We start from the raw sequence: 23,152 nt of genomic DNA on the forward strand, positions 1-23,152 counted from the left end.
TTTCAACTGATTGCTTTGTCATTTTTTTAGGTACGGGGGATAGGCCCCTGCAAGCACACCATATAATTTGAAAAACCTGACTGATGAAACATTTGTACACTATTGCTATGTTCAGAAAGTTAGCTGCCTGCCTTGCAGTTACGCTGTTCACAACTCTAACAGTCGCCGCACAACAAACTGCGGTATCCTTAGCCGGAACAAAGGTTACAAACTCCGGCGGTTATTATGAATATGTTCCACCATCCTATGCTGCCAGTAAGGATTCTTTTCCTTTACTGATCTTTATTCATGGGATAGGAGAACTGGGTAACGGTACAAGCAACCTGCCCGCGGTACTCAGAAATGGCGTACCTAAACTTATTGATAAAGGACTGTTTCCCGCCTCTTTCAAAGTAGGTGGTAAATCGTTTTCATTTATCGTTGCTTCCCCTCAGTTTAGGAACATTCCCAGCCCGATGGACGTGCTGAGTCTTGTGAATTATCTGAAGGGTAAATTCAGAATTGATAGTAAACGTATATATGTAACGGGATTGAGTATGGGTGGCGGCGCTACGGAAGATTTCGCGAGCGCTAATGATTCCTATGCACAGATCCCTGCTGCCGTTGTAGCTGTTGCTGGTAATATGAATCCGCTGCAGATCACCAATGCACCAAAAGTAATGGCGAAGAACGATGTGCCGGTATGGTTCCTGCATAACGAGAATGACCCGGTTGTTCCTTCCCAGTACTCAAAGGACTGGACCTCTATGATGGATTCCTACAAACCCAGTCCTACGCCTCAGCCTAAACTCACCATTTTCAACGCTTCCGGTCACGACGCCTGGTCCAAGGCCTATGATCCTTCTTATAAAGAAGATGGCCTGAACGTCTACGAATGGATGCTCCAATACGAGAAAGGCGGAAAGGTATCAACGCCTTCCAAACCGAACCCGGGCAATAAGAGAGTCAATGCCAAACCCAACATCGGTAATGGTATGTACTACCCGGATGCGATGACCGCATTTGGTCTGACGCCTGGTGATACACTCTGTATTCCTGCGGGTGATTACGAGTTTATTCAGCTCGGTAGTCTGGTAGGTACGGCTGCTAAACCGATTGTGATCACCAACTGCGGCGGTGTGGTAAGAACAGGTATCAGAACGCTGAAAACGGATGTGTCTTTCAATATCATGGGCGGCAAGTTCCTGCACATTACGGGTTCCGGTACGCCTGGGGTAGAGTATGGTTTTGATATCAATGGCCGCAACCTGCTCGGTATAAAAATGCAGGGTATTTATCTTGGTTCGGGTAGTTCTGACATCGATATACATAACTTCTACGTGCATGACGTAGGCTCCTTCATGGTCGCGAAAACCACACAGGAATGTACTAATCCACAGTTCTGGGAAGGCAAATATGTCATGAAGAATGTAAAGATCCACCATATCAAAGGCCGTTATTCCGATTACGAAGGTTTCTATATCGGTAACACGCATTATGTGATGGATTACCTGCTTTGTCAGGGTATCAAATCTCACCATATTCAGGACCTGGAAGTGTATGACAACGATCTGCAGTACATGGGCCAGGATGGCATCCAGATCTCTATGTGTGACCTGGGTGAAAATAAGATCCACCACAATATCGTACGCAACTATGGTACCACCAAACTGGACGCACAGAGCTATGGTATGCTGATGGGTGGCGGTTCCCGTGTGAAACTGTACAACAACGTGGTTGACAACGGTTATCTGCCGGGTATCGCATTGTTTGGTTCCGGTATCTCCTATGTATACAATAACGTTATCTCCAACGTTGAAAACGGGGAAGGTATCAACGTATCAGATAAACTGATACTGGAGCCTGTAACCGGTTATATCTACAATAACACGATCTACAACACCGGCAATACCGGTATTAAAATATACGCTTACCTGACCACCATCGGTCACAAAGTATACAACAACCTTGTGATCGAAAAGGCTGCAGGTGGTAGTTATCCAACGGATGGTCTTTATATCAGAGGTGCACAGAATATCAAGTTTGACTACGGTAACAATATGTTCTCTACTACTGCCAATGCAGGTAAAGTGGTGACCAATGTCAATGGCGCTGATTTTCACCTGACTACCGCATCTACAGCTGTAGATGCGGGTAAGAGTGTGGCAGACCTCGGACTGATCACTGATATGGACGATCTGAAACGTCCGGTGAATAGCGGGTATGATGTGGGCGCCTATGAATATCAGTTACCAAAAGCTCCTTCTACCGGTAATGTTAAACCTACAGCCAACGCAGGCAAAGACCTTACGATTACATTACCTACCAATACTGTCACGCTGGATGGTACCGGTTCTACCGATACCGACGGTAAAATCAGCAAATATCTCTGGACAAAACAAAGCGGTCCTGCTGGTGGTACTATCACCAACAATGCGACTGCAAGCACCAGTGTGACCGGTCTGACAGCGGGTACTTACATCTTCACCCTGACGGTGACTGATGATAAGTCGGCAACTGATATTGACAGCGTAACAGTGAAAGTTAATGCAGCTGCAGCGAACAAGCCTCCGGTATCTAATCCGGGCAGCGCGGTTATCATCACACTGCCAACCAATACAGTGACACTGGATGGTGCTGGTTCTGCTGATGGCGATGGTAAGATCAATAAATATGAATGGAAGAAAGTAAGCGGCCCTGCTGCTGGTACAATCACTACGCCGGCGGCTGTGAAGACCACTATTACGGGTCTGACAGCAGGTGCATATGTCTTCTCGCTGACAGTAACAGATGATAAACAGTCTGCCAATACATCAACTGTAAGTGTAACGGTGAATCCTGCCGCTAACAAAGCGCCGGTTGCGAATGCCGGTAAGGCAGTGAACATTACCTTGCCAACAAACAATGCAACGCTGGATGGCAGTGCTTCCAGTGATACTGATGGTAAGATCAGTAAATATGAATGGAAGAAAGTAAGCGGTCCTGCGACCGGAACGATCACTACACCGGCAGCTGTTAAGACGACTATTACTGGTCTGACCGCAGGTACCTATGTATTCTCGCTGACCGTAACGGATGACAAACAGACTTCCAATACTGCGACAGTAACAGTAACTGTAAATCCTGCCACTAATAAATTACCTGTAGCGGTTCCGGGCAATGCGCAGACTATTACCCTGCCAACCAACAGTGTAACAGTAGATGGTCAGGCTTCTTACGACCCTGATGGTAAGATCACCAAATACCTGTGGCAGCGCATGAGCGGTCCGAATGATGTGACGTTCAGTAATGCGTCAGCTGCGAAGACGACCATCTCCGGTATGATCGCAGGTACTTATGTATTCTCGCTGAGTGTGGCAGATGACGATGGTGCTGTTGCTGCTGCGAATATCACCATTACTGTAAATCCAGCTGCTAATAAAGCGCCTGTAGCAAATGCAGGCAGCGCACAGACGATCACCCTGCCGACCAATGTGGTCACCCTGGACGGTAAAGCTTCCAGTGATGCAGATGGATCTATCAGCAAATATGAATGGAAGAAAGTAAGTGGTCCTGCAAGTGGTACAATTGCGACGCCTGCTACTGTGAAGACAGCTATTACCGGACTGACAGCTGGTACTTATGTATTCTCACTGACAGTAACTGACAACAGGCAGGCAACCAGCACAGCGAATGTGACGGTGAAAGTAAATCCTGCGCCAAATAAAGCGCCTGTAGCCAATGCAGGTAGCGCACAGACGATCACCCTGCCAACCAATACGGTGACCCTGGATGGTAAAGCTTCCAGTGATGCAGATGGCTCCATTGCTAAATACGAATGGAAGAAAGTAAGCGGCCCTGCGACAGGTACGATTGCGACGCCGGCTACTGTGAAAACAGCGATTACCGGATTGACAGCGGGCACTTATGTCTTCTCATTGACTGTAACTGATAACAGCGGTGCTGTTGCTACGTCAAACGTAACCGTGACAGTCAACCCTGCGCCAAATAAAGCGCCTGTTGCGAATGCAGGCAGTGCAGTAACTATCACATTGCCAACCAGCACTGTCACCCTGGATGGTAAGGCTTCCAGCGATGCAGATGGCTCGATTGCCAAATATGCCTGGAAGAAAGTAAGCGGTCCGAACGGCGGTGCTATTACAACACCTGCTGCTGTGAAAACTACAATCACAGGTCTTACAGCAGGTACTTATGTATATGCGCTGACAGTAACTGATAATGACGGTGCATCTGCTACTGCAAATGTGACCATCACTGTGAAAGCGGCTCCGGCAGCCAATAAGAAACCTATAGCAAATGCAGGTCCGGATGTAACCATCACACTGCCTGAAAACTCCGCACTGCTGGATGGCTCCCTGTCAATGGATCCTGATGGTAAGATTGCGAAATACGAATGGTATAAAATAAGTGGTCCGAATGGTGGTACCATCAAAGTGAAAGATGCAGCTATCACTAATGCACAGTTACTGATTGAAGGTACTTATCTGTTGGCCCTGCAGGTAACAGACAACTCCGGCGCAACAGATATCGATACCATGAAACTGGTAGTAAAGGCAGCGCCACCTGCGGTAAATGCTCCGCCGGTAGCAAGAGCAGGAAACGATATCACGGTAAGACTGCCGGTAAATAGTGTGATCCTGAATGGTGCAGCCTCTTCTGATCCTGATGGTATTGTAACCAACTACCAGTGGCTGAAGATCTCCGGTAAAGATGTACACTTCTCGAATGCAACAGGTATTATCAACGTAGTATCTGGTCTGACGCCAGGTACATATGTGATCGAACTGCAGGTAACCGATAATAAGAATGCCAAAGCCAGTGACAGACTCACCATCACGGTGCTGGCAGCTGAAAACAGCGATGGTAAGCCACCTGTTGTGCTGACGCAAGGTGACCTGACCCTCAGATTGCCAAATGCAAGTATGAAGGCGGATGGCAGCAGGTCTTATGCGAATGGCACTAATATCAGCAGCTACGCATGGAAACAGGTGTATGGTCCGCTGCAGGCAACAATCGCAGCACCATCTGCTAAAGCAACGGATATCTCCGGTATGAACTTCCCGGGTAGCTATGTATTCGAACTGACGGTGACAGATGATAAGAAACAGAGCAGCCGTGCTACCTTCGAAGTGACTGTACTCGAACCAGGTGGAGATGCTTTTGTTCCTGAAATCACGACATATCCGAATCCGGTTGTTACCGCGCTTACCTTCAAACAGCGTATGAAGAACTCCAGTCAGGGTACGATTACGATCTTCAACATAGCCGGTAAAGCGATGAAGAGCTACAACCTGCCAGCCGGAGAGAACATACAGCAAACCCTTGATGTGTCTACGCTGCCGATCGGTACTTACATACTGCAGGTGATATACAAAAACAACAATTACAAGTGGAGCACCAAGTTTGTAAAGAGCGAATAAACGGGTCCTCACCTCAGCCAATTATAGTGCGCAATAAGCGCTAAAAAACAGAGGCTGGACTTTTAATAAGTCCAGCCTCTTTGTTTTTTGGGAGCTGACGGAGAAACAGCTACCCGGGAGTTTATACGCTGCTTCCGCTTAGCGTACCCTTTCCCATAATTTCGTTTCGGGATTGTATTGTTTAAGTACTTTGGCCGGATTACCGCCCACTACGCTGTAAGCAGGTACGTCTTTGGTGACTACGCTTCCGGCAGCTACCACGGCATGTTCACCTATCCTGACACCAGCCGTAATAACGGCATTGGCGCCGATCCAGCTATCTTCACCTATATAGATCTCACTGGTAGAGCAGGGTTGTAATCCGATAGGCATACTGATATCCTGGTAGCCATGGTTCAGTCCCGACATGACCACATTCTGCGCGATAATGACATTGTCGGCGATGGTTACCGGTCCGATGATCACATTACCCATACCTACCTGCACACGATCACCAATGGTCACAGCGCCCATCCCGTTATTGACAGTGGCAAAGTCTTCAATAATGGATCCGGCTCCCAGGGAGAACGGATTAAAAGGAAAGACGTCCAACCGGGTATAACGGCGTACAATAGCGCCTTTCCCTCTTTTATGTATAAAAGGGTTCACTATCCAGCGGATCCACAACCGGGGTTTTGCCTGGTTTTTAGGCATAATCATACGGTGCGCAAACTGTTTGAGGTTAGGATTGCTTTTAATCCTTGTTTTCAGACTTGTAAGTGTGCTCATCTGGTCAAGCGGTATTTAATATTGCCTCATAAATAGCAGTTACGGAGTTTTCCCAGCTATGGGATCTGGCAAAGGCGATCCGTTGTTCCTGCAGCGTCATATTGTCTTCTGCCAGGGCCTTACTGATCAGCGTAACATACTCATTTGCATTCCGGGCAAGATAAGTGTGAGAATCGAAGAATTCCATCGTTCTGGTGGCTGTGGCCACAACCGGCTTTCCTAAAGCCAGGTATTCGTCTATTTTTAACGGATAATTGCCGACAGTCAGTACATTCACCTGCTGTGGATTGATACATATATCAAATGCCTTAATATAGGCCGGTAGTTCTTTCAGTTCTTTTCTGCCAAGGAAGTGTACGTTGGGGAGCTCGTGCAACACAGATTTCTGGAAAGTCTCGTCTTCCGGACCTACCAGTACAATCGACCAGTCCTTCTTTTCCCGTGCAATATGTTCAATAATACCCGGGTCTAACCTGTGGGCATTCAGGGCGCCTACATAGCCAATAACAGGGCCTTTAATGCCCTTCACATCTTCGGGAATGGCATATCCCTGCGTGACGTCAAACAGACTTAGGTCGCAGCCCTGTCCGACGTAATAACTGTTCGGATTATATTTTTTAAGAATATCTGCGAGGTAATTAGAGTTCGCTACCGCTACATCCGCCTTGGCAATATGCAAAGGTTCGATCTTTTCGCCGTGCTTCTTCCAGTAATCCACGCCCAGCAGGTAGTCCCTGCTGTAGTAGATGTAAGTAGCAGGTTTCAGCAGCTCTTTCATGTAAAAACCACGGAAAATATCGTTATCATTGAAGAGGATAACATCTTTGAACCCCAGTTCATCCATCGCTTCTTTAATGCTCGCTGCAAACTTCCTGTTGTTCCGTTTGTTTAACCAGGAGAAGACAGGCGAGGCAGGCGCCGGTAACCAGTTGATCGATTCAAGGACTGCAGAAGGATAATAGCTCCATAGATTTTCCCGTACAGGTACGATCGAAGGCTCTTTTTTCTGTATAGTCTTAAGGTGATAAGCGACGTTGGGATCATCCTTCTGTTGCAGGATGGTATTTCTGTCGAGTGGAGTGTTTACATATAACACGCGGTTATGGCGCGCAAATTGCAAAGCTATATTCTTACAATTACTTCCTATTGGGGTATACCACTGTTGTAATCCAATGATAACTATATCCCGATTCCTGATAAGTGACACTGCAGTTAAGAATTATGGTGATATAATTGCTTATCGAGGTCTACATGGGAGAATGGCTAAAAACAAGTCAAATATAGCTACTTTTTTTACATTATAGAAAAGCAGCAGTAAAAGATAAAGAGAACTTTAATGTTATGACTTCAAAACACATTCCCGAAACAATTGACATCAGGCAACTGACTCCCGAAGACTATCTCGACCTGAAAGAATCCATGGTATCGGCTTATGCAGATATGGAAGGCAGCTACTGGCGGGAGCCTACTATCCGCAGACTGGTAGAGCTGTTCCCGGAAGGACAGATTGCCGTTACCGTGAATGATAAAGTGGTTGGCTGTGCGCTTTCTATTATCGTTGATTATGGAAAATTTGGCGACGAACATACCTACGAACAGATCACTGGATATTACACGTTCAGTACACACGATCGTAAAGGTGACGTACTATATGGCATAGAAGTGTTTGTGCATCCTGATTATCGTGGCAGGAGACTGGCCCGCCGCTTATATGATGCCCGCAAGACCCTCTGTGAACGCCTTAATCTGCGTGGTATCGTGGCAGGTGGACGTATTCCTAACTACCTCAGGTATGCAGAAGAAATGTCGCCCAGGGACTATATCGAAAAGGTACGTGACAAAGAGATCTATGATCCTACACTCACCTTTCAGTTCTCCAACGATTTCCAGGTAAAAAAGATCCTTAAGAACTACCTGCCGCATGACGAGTCTTCCATGGGCTTTGCCACGCTGCTGCAATGGTATAATATCTATTACGAGAAGGATCAGGATACGATCAGATACAACAAATCTACCGTGCGTATCGGACTCGTGCAATGGCAGATGCGGGATTATGGCGGACTGGATGGCTTCCTGCAGCAGGTGGAATATTTTATCGACGCCGTCAGCGATTACGGATCTGATTTCGTCGTATTCCCCGAACTGTTCAATGCCCCTTTAATGGCGGAATTCAATCAGATGGATGGTGCAGCTGCAATCAGGGGAGTAGCCCAGTATACGGAGCAACTACGGGACCAGTTTATCAAACACGCAGTGTCCTACAACGTGAATATCATTTCCGGCAGTATGCCGATCATCATCGGAGATTCGCTGTATAATATCTGTTATCTCTGCCGCCGGGACGGTACACACGACTACTATATCAAAATGCATCCGACGCCAAGTGAAGTATATGCCTGGGGGATTAAAGGCGGAGATCAGCTGAAGATCTTTGATACAGATTGTGGCAAAATCGGTATTCAGATCTGTTATGATGTGGAATTTCCCGAGCCTTCACGTATACTGGCAGAGCAGGGAATGCAAATATTGTTTGTACCTTTCCTGACAGATACCCAACATGCCTTCAATCGGGTGCGCTTCTGCGCACAGGCCAGGGCGATTGAAAATGAGTGCTATGTAGCAATGGCCGGTTGTGTGGGCAATTTACCCAAGGTCAATAACATGGACCTGCAGTATGCACAGAGTGCCGTGCTGACGCCTTCTGACTTTGCCTTTCCGGTAACCGGCGTTAAAGCAGATGCTACTGCCAATACAGAAATGGTGGTCATCGCCGATGTTGACCTGGTACTGTTGAAAGAATTGAGTGCTTTTGGCAGCGTACAGACGAAGAAGGACATGAGAAGGGATCTTTATGAAGTTAAGTGGAAGAAACGTTAAACAGTATAAAAATTATGGCACACAAGATCAATTTAGCCTTGCAGATCCTTCCTTCTGTTCCTAGCGACCAGGTATACGCGGTAGTGGATGAAGCAATAGCAGTGATACAGGCATCCGGTCTGAAATACAGGGTTTGTCCTTTTGAAACAGTCATAGAAGGCACTTACGATGAATGTATGGAAGTGGTCAGAAAAGCGCAGGAAGTCTGCTTTAAAGCAGGCGCTTCTCAGCTGCTGGTATATGTGAAAATGCAGATCAAAAAAGATGCTGATGTCAGCATAGAAGATAAAACAGGTAAATACGACTGATTTTTATCTGAACTGGAAATAAGTTTCCAGTGACAACAATCCAATGATCATTCCGGCAGCAAAACGTATGCACTGCCCATAACTGATACGGATATAGGGAGCGAGCAGGATCATAAATAATGGCGCTGCCTGTGCCACATAACGCGAACTGAAAAGATGTGTTACTTTAAAGCTGGTAGCCAACATAAGCAGTGTGGCAAACAGGATGAACAGAAAAAATGGTTCCGTGCGGCGCTCCATTCCCCGCCAGAAAGCGCAGTATAGAAAATAGAGTGCAATGGTGGCCAGTAATGGCGATATCAGATAGGGATAGATCCGCATAAGGGCTGCCGGGAAGATCTTCTTCAGGGCTTCATTTAAAGGGGCATATTCATAATGCAGCCAGTAATAATTAGCCGGTAGTAACAAGACATAGAGTAGTATCAATACCAGTAAGGTGTACCGGTTATAGAGAAACCAGGCTGGTGCAATGATCAACGCGATCAGCGCCCCATAGGCAAATGCCAGTATTCCGTGCCAGGGCATTAATCCGCCTGCACTGATGATCGCCTGTTTCGGCGGCATCAATCCTCCCCAGATAATAAATACCGGCATACAACAGGCGAGTGCCACTCCCATATAAATACACACGATTACCCATTTCCGCGATTCTCCGGCCGTTTGCAATAAAAGCAATAAGGCAGCAGGTACAATGACCACAAAAGGTGAACGGCCCAGTATGGCCAGTCCCAGACTTAATCCTGCCAGTATACTTAATGACCATCCCCGCCACCAGCGTTTAGTGGTACGTTCCAGCGCAAGTTGCAGCAACCAGATGGAGAGTGTAGCAAATAACATAGGCGGTATTTCCGTCAGGGCCATGCCCGCTACCTGCCATACCATCGGGATGGTCATGATATGTAAGGCCGGCAGCCAGGTATTGCGTTTCAATCTGCGCTGCATTTTACGGATAATGGCTGCCAGCAGTAGCATGATCAGCAATAGCATGAAGGTATTCACCAGCCGTATGCCCGGTGGCTGCAAGTGGGTGATTGGTTTTAAAGCATAATGTACAAACTGGTATAAGGGACCAGGAGCCTGGTTATCGATATGCAGGAGGAAGGTTTTGCTCAAGCCATATTGCTCAAGGAGATAGACGTTGGGAATGAATAAGGGTTCATCAAAGAGTGGCGGCTGTTGATGCAACAGCGTGATGACAAACAATAGTATATATCCGGCTATGCCGCTGATGATCAATATACGTTCCTGTGATCTGGGGTGTCGCATGGTAAACAGATAAAGAAAAAGACCGTTCACAGTGACTGGCGTTATATCTGCCGGTATCTGCGAACGGTCTTTGTCTTATGATCTTCCGAATACCAGGTAGGCTATCACCAGTGTAAATATGATGTTAAAGGCCTGGGCAATGATAAAGGCCATTGCGGGACGACCATTCTCCATCTTAAAGATATCGGTGAATTTAGTCTCCAGTCCTATACAGGTAAACGCTATTGCGAACCAATATGTTTGCAATTCTTTTAAAGGACCTTTCGCAGCAGCTACAGATTCCGCCGGGAGAAGGAAGGAAAACAGGAGGGATGCGCCTATAAATCCGAGTACAAACTTCGGGAAACGCTCCCAGATGGTACGCAGGGTAGGCTTTTCATAACCAGCTTCTTTACGGCTGTACGACCAGTAAAGGGAAATAAAGAAAGCGGCGAGTCCGAGTAATACGTTCTGTGAGAACTTCACCAGCGTCGCATATTTCAGGGCTTCTTCTCCCAGCATCGTACCCGCGGCCACTACTGCGCCGGAAGTATCGATCGTGCCTCCGAGCCAGGCGCCTGCTACTGCCGGCGGCATATGTGCCCAGGTGGCGATATACGGCATGAACAGCATCATCGGGATAGCTACGATCAGTACCAGGGAAATGACGTGTGAGAGTTTCTTATTGTCTCCTTCAATCGCACCTGCGGTGGCGATGGCCGCTGATACTCCGCAGATAGATACTGCGCTGGATATCATCATTCTGAATTCATCATCCAGTTTAAGCTTCCGGCAGACCCAGAAACTGAAGTACCAGACGGTAAATACAACTGCTACGGACTGCAGGATACCTAGTCCGCCGGCTTTAATAATATCGTCAAACAAGACATTGGCGCCCAGCAACACCAGTCCGATTTTTATATATAATTCTGTCTGAATAGCGGGTTTCAGTATCGCAGGTACTCCCACCAGGTTGCTGATCAGCAATCCGAGGATAAGGCTGAATAATACCACTTCTATCCCGAAATCCTTCAGTGTTTTATAACTGGCGATAAACTGTGCCAGCAATGTCACAAAGATGATGAACAGGAGAGATAGGAAGAGTTTTGTTACCTCTACCTTGCCGGTGAAAGATTTGGCCAGCAGTAAACTGCCCAATACCCACAGGAATAAAATACCGGTTTGTTTCCAGATTTCAACACCCGCAAACTGTGCGGTAATAAATGAAGCGTCGTTCCATACCGCAATTTTCGGAAGGACGGGTTTGAGGCCGAATAGCACCAGGCCAATAGTCAGAAATGCAATAATTACAGCAATCCAATCTTCGTGCAGCGTTTTCTTAGGCATGACAAAAAAGTTAAGTTTTTCCCCTCGGTGGAAGCAGATTTGTTGGTGGTGCCGGCCAAGATAATAAAAAGAATTTAAGCAACGGGAAAGAATATATAAGCGAGAATAATAGCTGCCACAATACCTACCACGTCGGCAATAAGTCCGCAGGTCAGCGCATATTTCGTCTTCTTGATATTTACAGAGCCAAAGTAAACCGCCAGTACATAGAAAGTCGTTTCTGTAGAACCCTGGATAATACTGGCCAGTCTGCCTACGAATGAATCCGGACCATGGGTTTTCAGAATATCTACCATGAGTGCACGGGCTGCGCCGCCGCTCAGTGGTTTCATCAGCCCTACCGGCAATGCGTCTACAAAGGCCGTATTGACTCCAAGACCGGCAAATAATGCCTTCAGTCCGTCCAGTACATAATCCATACAACCGGTGTTTCTGAAGGCGCTGATGGCTACCAGCATAGTCACCAGGTAAGGGATGATAGTAATGGATACCTGGAACCCTTCTTTCGCGCCTTCTATAAATACGTCATAAACATTAATCTTTTTCACGGCTGCCAGTCCGAGGAAGGCTACCACAACGGCGAATATCACAAATCCGCCTACGAATGCTGTATAAGCAGCAATTTTATCAGGAGGTAATACCTGTACGGCATAATACAGGCCCGCCAGCAAGACACCAAATACAGCAAAGGTGAGCAGGATGGGCGCTTTCAGCAGATTAATCCGCTGGTACAGGGCTACTGCCAGCATACCCGAGATAAAAGAGATCAGGGTACCGATCAGGGTCGGGATGAAGATATCTGCGGCATTCGAACTACCGGCGGCAATACGTAAAGCGATCACGGAGGTCGGGATCAGGGTGATACCGGCCGTATTCAGTACGAGGAACATGATCTGGGCATTGGTGGCCACTTCCGGTTCAGGGTTCAGTTCCTGTAATTGTTTCATGGCTTTTAAGCCTACGGGGGTGGCTGCATTGTCCAAGCCCAGTGCATTGGCACTGAAATTCATAAGCACGGATCCCATTGCCGGGTGCTTTTTCGGTATACCCGGGAATAGTTTCGAAAAGAAAGGGTCTACCCAGCGGGCCAGGATAGCGATCATTCCACCTTGTTCTCCTACTTTCATGATTCCAAGCCAGAAGGTCATAATACCTGCCAGCCCCAGGGAGATTTCCGCCCCTGTTTTGGCACTTTCAAACATGCCATTCATCACGGTGGAGAATACGGCTGTGTCCTGGAGGAATATGAGGCGGCAAACAGCCACAACAAAAGAAATCAGGAAGAAGCCAAGCCAAACATAGTTTAATGCCATATATGTGAAATGATTGAACATCAAATCTAATGGCAAAAATTTAATATTAAAAGGAGAAATCTGTGTTATGTCGTCAGACTCACTCTGAGAGACAGTGGGTTGATAGCTAAAAAAGCATTATCTTCGCGCAAATTTTTTCTAAAATGGCGTTACAAGTAGGAATTGTTGGATTACCAAATGTGGGAAAGTCGACATTATTTAATGCGGTGAGCAACAGCGCAAAAGCGCAGGCGAGCAATTATCGTTTTTGCACAATTGAACCTAACGTAGGACTTGTAGACGTACCGGACGAGCGTCTGGCAAAGCTGGAAGAACTTGTAAAACCGGAACGCGTAGTTCCTACTACTATTGAATTCGTAGATATCGCAGGCCTTGTAAAAGGTGCGAGCAAGGGCGAAGGTCTTGGTAACAAGTTCCTCGCTAATATCCGTGAGGTAGACGCCATCGTGCATGTGATCCGTTGTTTCGAGGATGAAAACATCCTGAGAGAAGAAGGTGCCATCAATCCTGTCGGCGATAAAGAGATCATCGATACTGAATTGCAGCTGAAAGACCTGGAGAGCGTTGAAAAGAAAATCGCGCGTACCGAGAAAATGGCTAAAACAGGTGGTGATCCGAAAGCAAAAGTAGAATTCGAAATCCTGAAGAGATGTCAGGCGCATCTGGAACAGGGTAAAAATGTTCGCGAACTGGGTCTGAGCAAAGAAGAGCGCGTAGCCATCGCGGATCTGTTCCTGCTGACAGAAAAACCAGTACTGTATGTGGCCAATGTGGATGAAGCATCTATGCTGACCGGTAACAAATTCTCTGTACAGCTGCAGGAATCTGTAAAAGCAGAAAACGCAACGGTTGTAGTGATGAACAACAGTATCGAAGCCCAGATCTCCGAAATGGAAGACGCAGCTGATAAAGAACTGTTCCTCTCCGAATATAATCTGACAGAACCAGGTCTTAACCGCCTGATCCGTTCTGCTTATAGCCTGCTGAACCTGATCACTTATTTCACCGCTGGTGTACAGGAAGTGAGAGCATGGACCATCCACACAGGTTGGAAAGCGCCACAGGCTGCAAGTGTGATCCACACTGATTTCGAAAAAGGTTTTATCAAAGCTGAGGTGATCGCTTATTCGGACTATGTAAAATATGGTTCAGAATCAGCCTGCCGCGATAACGGCCGTTTACGTATAGAAGGTAAAGAATACGTTGTGAGCGATGGTGATGTAATGCACTTCCGTTTCAACGTTTAAAAGATACTTCTGGGTTTTCCCACGAAGGGTACAACAAATCACAGACGTCCCGGGCCTCCCTGGGACGTCGCCTATTTCAGGACATTACTGCTATCGCTTTTCTCCACTCTTCCTCCAGGAGTTTCTTCAACATCCCCATTCTGCCTTGCAACGCATACAGCAAGGTCACCGGATAAAACTGATCATGCGTGAAATGAAAATTCATGTAATAGAACCAGAATCCAAGTCCCAACCAGGGAATAGCCGCCAGTTCCTCTTCATTCAACGGTCTCTCCGAACGGTACGCATTCAGGAACGTCGTAAATGCCGCTTCCATCTCTTCATCCGTCAACCTGTTCATCAGCTTATCCAGTAATAACTGCTGGCGGAAAGTCATGATATCATAGATCAGCCATCCGCGGCCAAAGAAGTCAAAGTCAAACAGGGTAATCTTATCATTCTTGTCAAAATGGAAGTTCTTCGGCAGAAAATCAAAATGACAATAGCCGGTGATGATCCTGTCCGTATGGATACCATCCAGCGCCAGCTTGACTCTCTCTGCCGCCGCCACCATCCATTCATATGTCACCGGATCTTCCCTGAAATAAGGCTTGGCTGCCACAAGCGGCTGGAATAAAGTGGTATCCAGGTCGAATGTCCAGCGGGGATCTTCCAGGCGGATAGTCGCCGAAACGTTGTGGAAACGGGCCATTTCCAGGCCCAGATTACGTAGCTGGTTGTCAGAAAGCAGTACATGTGAACGGCCTTCTGCATAAGAGAATAATACCGCATGTCGGGTACCTTCTGCAGCAGACAGCGCCTGTATCTGTTTCCCATTTTTGTCTGCTATGGCATAGGAAACAGAAATACCTGCGTCTCTTAAAGTATTCAGCAGTGTCACTTCTGACTGAATATGGCCCAGTGTCCGGTGGGATGCCCGGTAAATGCGCAGAATAAATCGGTCTTTATCTGTCGTAATCAGATAAGTGTCGCCAACGCCACGGACAATGAACTGACATTGAACGTTTTCCAATGCGTAATGCTGGCTGACATAAGTGGCAAGGGCGTCTGGGCTAAGGGTCGAATAAGTAGTGGGGAATATGGGTTGCATGTGACAAATATAATTGAAATCCGGCTCCCTACTGGGTAAACTATTATGTTTGTACATTTGAATACATGTTCGTACATTTATCTCGTAAATAGAACAAACCACGATATGCATTTACGTTCAGCTTACCTGATCATGACCTTATCTATGCTGGCTTTTTATATGCCTGCATCTGCACAGAAAACGGATAAAAAGGCCCTTGCGCTTGGGATTTTGCAGGATCATCGTCTTGATACCGTGCAGCGACGTGCATTGGCACTCCTGACAAGTTTCAATGCCGGCACCTCTTATGGAGAGGTGTGGATCCGCGACTTCAATACCTTTATTAAAGGATCGCTGAAAGTCCGTACAAAAGAAGAAGTCCGGTCTATGCTGTTGTTGTTCCTGAAGATGCAGGGAGAAGACGGTAATATCGTGGATGGTGTCATAGATAGTAAAAAAGCGGGTGTCGGTTATGCATACCGTTATTCTCCATTGGCTCCTGAATGGGCTGCTCATAAGAATACGGTTGAAACAGACCAGGAATCTTCCCTTATACAGGCCATCAGGAAATATATCGATGTAACGGGTGATCGTAGTATACTGGAAGAAGAGATAGGGGGTAAGCGTGTGTTCAACAGACTGGAAGCCGCTTTAGAATATATCCTGAAAGACAGATGGGCGGAGCAATATGGTCTTGTAAAAGGGGCTACGACGGTGGACTGGGGAGATGTACAACCGGAGACCGGCTGGGGTGTTGCGATCAATGATAAAACAAAATGGTCTGTAGATATTTACGATAACGCCATGTATGTTATTGCTATCCGGGATTTCCTGTTTATCAAACCTGCAACGTATAAAACTTCCAGAAATTGGGCTGCTACAGCGGCTACTATTAAAACGAATGTAAGAAAGCACCTGTGGATGACAGACGCGCAGAAATATATTCCGCATCTGTATCTGGATGGCAGTCCTTTCCCTGTGTCATTCAACGAAAAAGAGATCCTTTATACCGGCGGATCTGCCTGTGCAATTATGGCCGGATTTAATACACCTAAAGAGATCATCACCATTAATAAACAAATGGTAGCGGCAGCCGCAAAAGAAAAACATGCCACTATCGGTATTACAGTATATCCGCCTTATCCTGCTGAATTATATCCGAACATGCATCCTTATGTATATCAGAATGGCGGTGACTGGACCTGGTTTGGCGGCAGAATGATACAAACCCTGGCAGAACATGGTTTAGTGAAAGAAGCGGTAGCGGAGTTGGATCCGATTATAGAAAGAGTATTGGCGAAGAAAGGTTTCTACGAATGGTATGATGTGCGTACAGGCGAACCAAAAGGATCCGGTGATTTCAGAGGAGAAGCCGGTGTGTTGTTTGATGTGATTGTAACCCTGCGCGAATGGGCCGCAAAGACGACAAAGTAATAGATAGTCTGCTATCATAAGCAAGGGCTCGCCTACGGCGGAGCCCTTGCTTTATTTTCTGATTGACCGTATTATCTCAGCAGATCATCAAACAGGATTGCTACATAGTAGATACCACCAGCTTTCGGGTTACCGAAGGAAGTCTGGAAGTAGTGATTGGTCACGTTGGAACCACCCACTTTGATTGTTCCTTTGATCTTCGGAATTCTGTAGTTAACCTGTGCATCAATGGTGCCATAGGCAGATACATCACCTCTCACGAAGCTGGAGCTCCAGGTGAAGGCATCCTGCCAGCGGTACATAACATTAAAGCCTAAGTTTTTGTAAATGTTCTTATTGGCCACACCTATGTTGAAGCGATACTTCGGCGTATTAAAGTTGTTATCAAGATCGCTTTCATTGTTGGTGAGATCATTATAAGAGAAGTTACCGGATAAGGTCCAGCTGTTGATCAGGTAGTCCAGTCCGATAGCGCCGCCCTGTGCTTTCACTGTTTCAGGATTGTTTACATAAGTAGCGAAAATTCTCGCGCTGTTCAGTGCCGGATCCTGTGTCAGTGGCTGTGTAGGCTGTATCAGCGCTACGTAAGAGAGGAAGTTTTTATAAGCGCTGTAGTAATAATAAGCGTCGATCAATAAGCGGTTTTTGATAAGCCCCTTATAACCGATTTCATAAGCGCTTACGCTCTCTGGTCTGAATTTATTGAAAGTATATTGCTGTAACTGACTTGGATCGCCGGTTGCTGCATAACGCTGTACGCTGGCTTGCGTATAACCTTTGTTGTTATACAGGTCATACTTATTCAGCAGTTCTGGTAAACCACCTATCAGACGTGTATTGGCACGGATAGGCAGATCGATGTACTGATCCTGATTGGTAGGATTGCGGTAGGCTGTCTGGAAGGACAGACGGATATTATGACGTGGCGCTACGGTGAATACACCTGATAAACGTGGCGTAAAGCGGCCGTCAAAATTCTCATTCTTGTCATAACGGATAGATCCGGTAAGTTTGATCCTGTCGTTCACCAGTTTTTTGCCGACCTGCAGATAGGCCCCATATTCATCAATCTTGATACGGCCGTCTGCATCGTCAAAGATAGTACCGTCGGAGTTCAGGGAATAGCGGCGTAAAGACGCTCCTGCCTGTACTTCCAGTACTTTGATATGATCGCTGAAGTCATAGAATCCTTCGTAGTGATAGAGGTTTGTTTTATCGTTGAATTTCGCACCGTTTCTGCCGGCCCCGAAACCAATATAATTGCTGGTGATGGTTTCTTTTGCCTGATTAAAGGCAGCGGAACCAGGGGCTAAACGGTTTCTGTCAGCAAATCGTCTTGCAAGGGAGTGCGCTTCTTCATTGGTCTTTGCACCCGGATTACCTGGAAGAACACCGGCTCTTGCCTGGTTATAAACGGTTGCATATTCCGCAAACCATCCACCGTTGATATTACCATTGGCATCTCTTGTAACGCTTGGATTGTACGCTTCATTCAGGATGGTACCCAGCGCTGTTGCGTTATAGGCTTCTCCTGAGCGTTCCTGAGTGGTATAACCACGAACGAAGAAGCGTTTGCCGCGTACTTCCAGTTTGTATTGTCCCAGGTTGAATTTGCGCAGGGAGTAACGGTCAGAACCTGTGTAAACCGTTGTACCGGTTCCCCAGTTACCTTGCAGGATCACCTCTGTATTGTCAGTGACTTTGTAATGGAAGGCAGCGCCTGTTTTTAAACTGTGCGTACCATAATCCACCAGGTCTCTTTCCTTGTAACCGGTACGGGAAACGGCCTGTCCGTTGAGTAATCCGCCGGTTGCACCAAAGGTATTGGTGATCTCGTCACCATAAATGTTGACACCGTCGTAATTAGGATCCTGTGCGTGCGAGAAGCCTGGTTTTGTGGTCAGGTTCAGTCTGCTGAAATTGGTAGAGTCAATAGCCTGCCAGTCGTCAGCCTGCATATAACCAAAGTTCAGTTTAAAGGCAAACTTTCCGAAAGCCTTTGCATAACGGGCCGTGACATCAGGAATGAATCCTATGTAGTTCTGCTGTTTTTTACCGACATGGTTGATACCGCCCTGGAGTTTCAGGCTCAGTCCCTGGTATTCGAAAGGACTTTTGCTGGTCATCAGCAGGGTACCGTTCATACCGCCTGCACCATAGAGGGCAGAGGAAGCGCCGGGCAGTAATTCTACGCTGGCTACGTCCAGTTCGGAAATACCTACGATGTTACCTACAGAGAAGTTGAGACCGGGGGCCTGGTTGTCCATACCATCCATCAGCTGATTAAAGCGGGTGTTACCATTGGTATTGAAACCCCTGGTGGTAATGGTACGGAAAGTGAGACTCTGTACGCTGGATTCTACCCCTTTCAGGGACGGTAAGGCGTCATAGAAACTAGGGGTAGGGGACTCGCGTATAGCCGTGGCGTTCAGCTTCTCAATAGATACCGGCGATTCCAGTATACTTTGAGAAACGCGGCTGGCTGCTACAACGATCTCTTCTCCCAGGATCTCTGTTGATGTGAGTTGTACCGTAATATTACCGGCACTGTTAACCACCACTGAATTATTCGTATAACCAACGGAGGAGAAAATAAGCGTCAGCGGAAACGACTTGCTGGTGTTGTACCGGAAATTACCGCTTCCGTCAGTAATAGTACCGGCCAGAGAGCCTTTTACACTGACCGTGACGCCTGGTAAGGGATTACCTGTTGTTTTGTCTGTTACCGTACCTGTAATGGTCTGCTGTTGTTGTCCATAGACGACAGAAGATAAGTTCATCAGCAACAAAAGGGCGCACAAACAGGCGAGTTGTAAGTAGTTCTTCATACAGTGGCGATTTAGGATGATCTTGGGATTACGGTTCTGTTTTGTTGTTTTAATGAATGTAAGGAAAATAGTTGAATAGTCGGCACAGCCGGCTTTATAGATAACAACCGGGAAGGGATTAAGTTCTAAATAAAAAAGGGTCCGCCATTGGCGAACCCTTTTGTGCAGGATAAATATAATTGACTAATCCAGTTTCTGTCCCATTTTCCTGTAACCCAGGTAGAAGAACAGTGGGAATACCAGCAGCGTGAGTATAGTGGCAGTGATCAAGCCGCCAATTACTACGATGGCCAATGGTTTGGAAGTCTCAGAACCAATTCCCTTGGACAGTGCTGCTGGTAAGAGTCCTATTGCAGCCATCAATGCCGTCATTACCACCGGACGTATTCTCGTACGTACCCCGTCTCTTATGGCTATTTCCAGTGTATGTTTATTAAATTCATGTCGTTTGACCGACTGCATATTATTCTTAAATACCGATATCAGGATCACCCCATTCTGTATACAGATACCGAACAATGCGATAAAACCGATACCTGCCGATATGCTGAAGTTAGTCCCCGATATAAGCAGGGCGGCAATGCCCCCGATAATGGCAAATGGTACGTTGATCAATACCAGACCGGCGTCCTTCACATTACCGAACATCACAAACAGGATCAGGAAGATAATCATCAGACTGATAGGTACTACCTGCGTCAGCCGTTTGGTGGCACGTTGCTGATTTTCAAAGTCGCCCGCCCATTGCATCTCATAGCCTTTATCCAGCTTTACCGTTTTATCTACCTTATCTTGTGCCTCTGCTATCACGCTACCCATGTCACGGCCACGGATGGAGAACTTAACGGCAGTATAACGCCTGTTGTCGTCGCGGAAAATAATACTCGGACCGGTCAGTGTACGGATAGTGGCGATGTTCTTAATCGGCACCCGTGCACCGCGAAGGGTAGGAACCATCAGATTACTGATTACTTCTGCTGTGTTGCGGTATTTCTCTTCATAGCGTAGCCGTAACTGGAATTTACGCTCTCCTTCATATATCTGTGTAATGGCCTTACCCCCGATCGCCATTTCTATGATCGCATTCGCGTCTGCAGTAGTAACGCCATAAAGGGCCATTTTATTTTCATCAAGGTCAATTCTCATCTCAGGCTGCCCGATATTTTTGATCACGCCCAGGTCAGTGACACCCGGAATGTCCTTCATGATGTCATAGACCTCGTTTGCGCGGGCTTCTGTGTAGGTCAGGCTGTCGCCATAGATCTTCACGCAAAGCGATCCTTTTACCCCGGATACGGCTTCTTCCACGTTATCCATGATCGGCTGTGAGAAGTTCAGGTTTACCCCAGGGTAGACGGCCAGCTGTTCCTGCATCTTATCAATCAGTTCCTCTTTTGTCAACCCGCTCTTCCATTCACTCTTCGGATAAATATCTACGTGGAATTCAATGTTATAGAATCCGGTAGCATCTGTTCCGTCGTTTGGACGGCCGGTTTGCGACATCACCTGTTTCACTTCCGGGAAAGCCAGGATGATACGGCGCATTTTATTCGCCAGTGTTTTTGATTCGTCCAGCGATACACTCAGCGGACAAGTCGCACGGATATAAATCGCTCCTTCATCCAGTTCCGGAAGGAACTCAGATCCCAGAAATTTAAAGCTGAATAACCCAACTACTACAAGTGCCGTTGAGACAAGCAGCGTCATACGTTTGTGACGGTAAGTGCGGGAGAACATTTTCATGACGCCATTGGTGATGGCTTCCACGAATACGTTGTGTTTCTCACGTACGTTCTTCTTCAGCAGGAGGCTACTCAGCAGCGGTATCAGCGTCAGTGTCAGCAGCAGTGCGCCCAGTAACGCAAAACCTAATGTCCAGGCCAGCGGAGAGAACATTTTACCTTCTACTTTTTCAAAAGAGAAGATCGGCAGTAAACCGGCAATGATGATCAGTTTGGAGAAGAAGATCGCTTTACCGAGTTCTCCGCCTGTCTGTTTGATCAGGCCCAGTTTGGACAGTTTGTTAAACCGTTCCATGCCCATCTGATGTTGCTTATGATCGAGCAGTACAAAGATCCCCTCGACCATCACGACGGCGCCATCAATGATGATACCGAAATCTATCGCCCCCATCGACAGCAGGTTGGCTGACATGCCTTTCAGCGTCAGACAGATGAATGCAAATAAGAGTGCCAATGGTATTACGATCGCTACGATTACGGTAGTACGCCAATCCGCCATAAAGATGAAGACGATCACCGTTACGAAGATGATACCTTCCAGCATGTTATGCAGTACGGTATGTGTAGCGAATTCGATCAGGTTGTTACGGTTGTAGAACGTGTTGATTTTCACATCTGCAGGCAATACCTTTTCATTCAGATAATTAATGCGGTCTTCTACACGTTTGATCACCTCGCTCGGGTTTTCTCCCTTACGCATTACGATGATCCCTTCTACAACGTCGTTCTGTTTGTCACGGCCTACCTGTCCGAGTCGCGGAAGGGCAGATACCTCTACCTGTGCGATATCTTTTACCAGGATCGGCGTGTTATTGATATTATCAACAATGATATTACCGATTTCTTCTGCGTTGTTCAGCAAGCCGATACCACGTACCACATATGCCTGTGAATTGTCGACGATCACATCGCCGCCCACATTGATATTACTCTTTGAAATAGCGTTGTACACATCAAGTGGCGTGATATCATAAGACGCCAGTTTCTGCGGATTTACGGTGATCTCATAGGTCTTCACTTCACCGCCAAAACTCACGACGTCACCGACACCAGGTACATTTAACAGGCGGCGTTCGATAACCCAGTCCTGCAATGTTTTCAGTTCTTTTACCGTCTTTGTTTTGCTGTCCAGCGTATACCTGAAGATTTCACCCGTCGGACCGGTAGGCGGCTGTACGTCAGGGTCTGCGCCATCCGGCAGTTCGATATCACGTAAGAGGTTATTTACCTGCTGACGCGCGAATGCATCATCGACATTATCATCAAAGATCACTTTCACAACAGATAGTCCGAACACCGTGGTTGAACGTACAGAGGTCTTTTTCTGTACCGGGTTCATGGCTATCTCGATAGGCGCCGTTACAAATTTTTCCACCTCTTCGGCGCTTCTGCCGGGCCATTGGGTGATAATAGTGATCTGTGTATTTGTTACATCCGGGAATGCTTCAATAGGAATATTTCTAAATGCGATCACACCCCATATAATGAGCAGGAGTGTGGCAAAACCTATGAAGAGCCGATTCTTCAGAGAAAAGGCAATGACTGACTTTATTAGCTTCTGCATAAGATTCTGCC

Annotated in this window: 13 protein-coding genes; 5 read left to right on the top strand and 8 right to left on the bottom strand. The window is 46.8% G+C overall.

From position 1 onward, the window contains the following. Positions 1-83: 83 nt before the first annotated feature. Positions 84-5,399 carry a PKD domain-containing protein gene (locus CPIN_RS18425; protein WP_012791349.1) on the top strand — a complete coding sequence of 1,772 codons (5,316 nt, stop codon included), beginning with the start codon at positions 84-86 and terminating at the stop codon, positions 5,397-5,399. Between the two features lie 138 nt (positions 5,400-5,537). Here CPIN_RS18425 and CPIN_RS18430 read toward each other — a convergent pair whose 3' ends face one another. Continuing rightward, complete coding sequence (locus CPIN_RS18430; protein ID WP_012791350.1) at positions 5,538-6,167, bottom strand: acyltransferase; 630 nt, start codon at positions 6,165-6,167, stop codon at positions 5,538-5,540. Positions 6,168-6,171: 4 nt separating this feature from the next. Continuing rightward, positions 6,172-7,287: a glycosyltransferase gene (locus tag CPIN_RS18435; RefSeq protein WP_245552009.1), complete on the bottom strand. Its 1,116-nt coding sequence runs from the start codon at positions 7,285-7,287 to the stop codon at positions 6,172-6,174. Between the two features lie 221 nt (positions 7,288-7,508). On the opposite strand from CPIN_RS18435, the gene CPIN_RS18440 reads away from it, so the two are divergent. Both CPIN_RS18440 and CPIN_RS18445 read left to right on the top strand, forming a co-directional pair. Then, a complete protein-coding gene (locus CPIN_RS18440) occupies positions 7,509-9,044 on the top strand; it encodes a bifunctional GNAT family N-acetyltransferase/carbon-nitrogen hydrolase family protein (protein ID WP_012791352.1) in 1,536 nt (511 codons plus the stop codon). Positions 9,045-9,058: 14 nt separating this feature from the next. Further along, on the top strand, positions 9,059-9,352 hold the full coding sequence (locus CPIN_RS18445; RefSeq protein ID WP_012791353.1) for a thiamine-binding protein: 294 nt from the start codon (positions 9,059-9,061) through the stop codon (positions 9,350-9,352). Positions 9,353-9,355: 3 nt separating this feature from the next. Here the strand turns inward: CPIN_RS18445 and CPIN_RS18450 are convergent, their stop codons facing one another. From CPIN_RS18450 to CPIN_RS18460, 3 genes are all read right to left on the bottom strand, one after another. Further along, a complete protein-coding gene (locus CPIN_RS18450) occupies positions 9,356-10,618 on the bottom strand; it encodes a glycosyltransferase family 39 protein (protein ID WP_044219106.1) in 1,263 nt (420 codons plus the stop codon). Positions 10,619-10,693: 75 nt separating this feature from the next. Beyond that, entirely contained in the window at positions 10,694-11,944 is a 1,251-nt protein-coding gene (locus CPIN_RS18455; RefSeq protein WP_012791355.1) for a YeiH family protein, read from the bottom strand. Positions 11,945-12,018: 74 nt separating this feature from the next. Further along, positions 12,019-13,257, bottom strand: a complete 1,239-nt coding sequence (locus CPIN_RS18460; protein ID WP_044221889.1) for a spore maturation protein — start codon at positions 13,255-13,257, stop codon at positions 12,019-12,021. Positions 13,258-13,400: 143 nt separating this feature from the next. Here CPIN_RS18460 and ychF point away from each other — a divergent pair, with 143 nt between their 5' ends. Next, positions 13,401-14,504: a redox-regulated ATPase YchF gene (ychF, locus tag CPIN_RS18465; protein ID WP_012791357.1), complete on the top strand. Its 1,104-nt coding sequence runs from the start codon at positions 13,401-13,403 to the stop codon at positions 14,502-14,504. A gap of 76 nt (positions 14,505-14,580) precedes the next feature. On the opposite strand, the gene CPIN_RS18470 is transcribed toward ychF, so the two are convergent. Further along, the gene (locus CPIN_RS18470; RefSeq protein WP_012791358.1) at positions 14,581-15,594 is read right to left on the bottom strand and encodes a phosphotransferase enzyme family protein; all 1,014 of its coding nucleotides are present in this window, start codon (positions 15,592-15,594) and stop codon (positions 14,581-14,583) included. 105 nt (positions 15,595-15,699) lie between these two features. Between CPIN_RS18470 and CPIN_RS18475 the strand changes: the two genes are divergently transcribed. Further along, positions 15,700-17,007, top strand: coding sequence for a glucosidase family protein (locus tag CPIN_RS18475; protein ID WP_044219109.1), 1,308 nt, complete (start codon positions 15,700-15,702; stop codon positions 17,005-17,007). A 71-nt stretch (positions 17,008-17,078) separates the two neighbouring features. On the opposite strand, the gene CPIN_RS18480 is transcribed toward CPIN_RS18475, so the two are convergent. Together CPIN_RS18480 and CPIN_RS18485 are read right to left on the bottom strand one after the other, a co-directional pair. Then, a complete protein-coding gene (locus CPIN_RS18480) occupies positions 17,079-19,835 on the bottom strand; it encodes a TonB-dependent receptor (protein WP_012791360.1) in 2,757 nt (918 codons plus the stop codon). 183 nt (positions 19,836-20,018) lie between these two features. Beyond that, on the bottom strand, positions 20,019-23,141 hold the full coding sequence (locus CPIN_RS18485; protein ID WP_012791361.1) for an efflux RND transporter permease subunit: 3,123 nt from the start codon (positions 23,139-23,141) through the stop codon (positions 20,019-20,021). Positions 23,142-23,152: the final 11 nt, after the last annotated feature.

Origin of the sequence: Chitinophaga pinensis DSM 2588 (assembly GCF_000024005.1) — a bacterium.
In the GTDB taxonomy this organism is placed as follows: domain Bacteria; phylum Bacteroidota; class Bacteroidia; order Chitinophagales; family Chitinophagaceae; genus Chitinophaga; species Chitinophaga pinensis.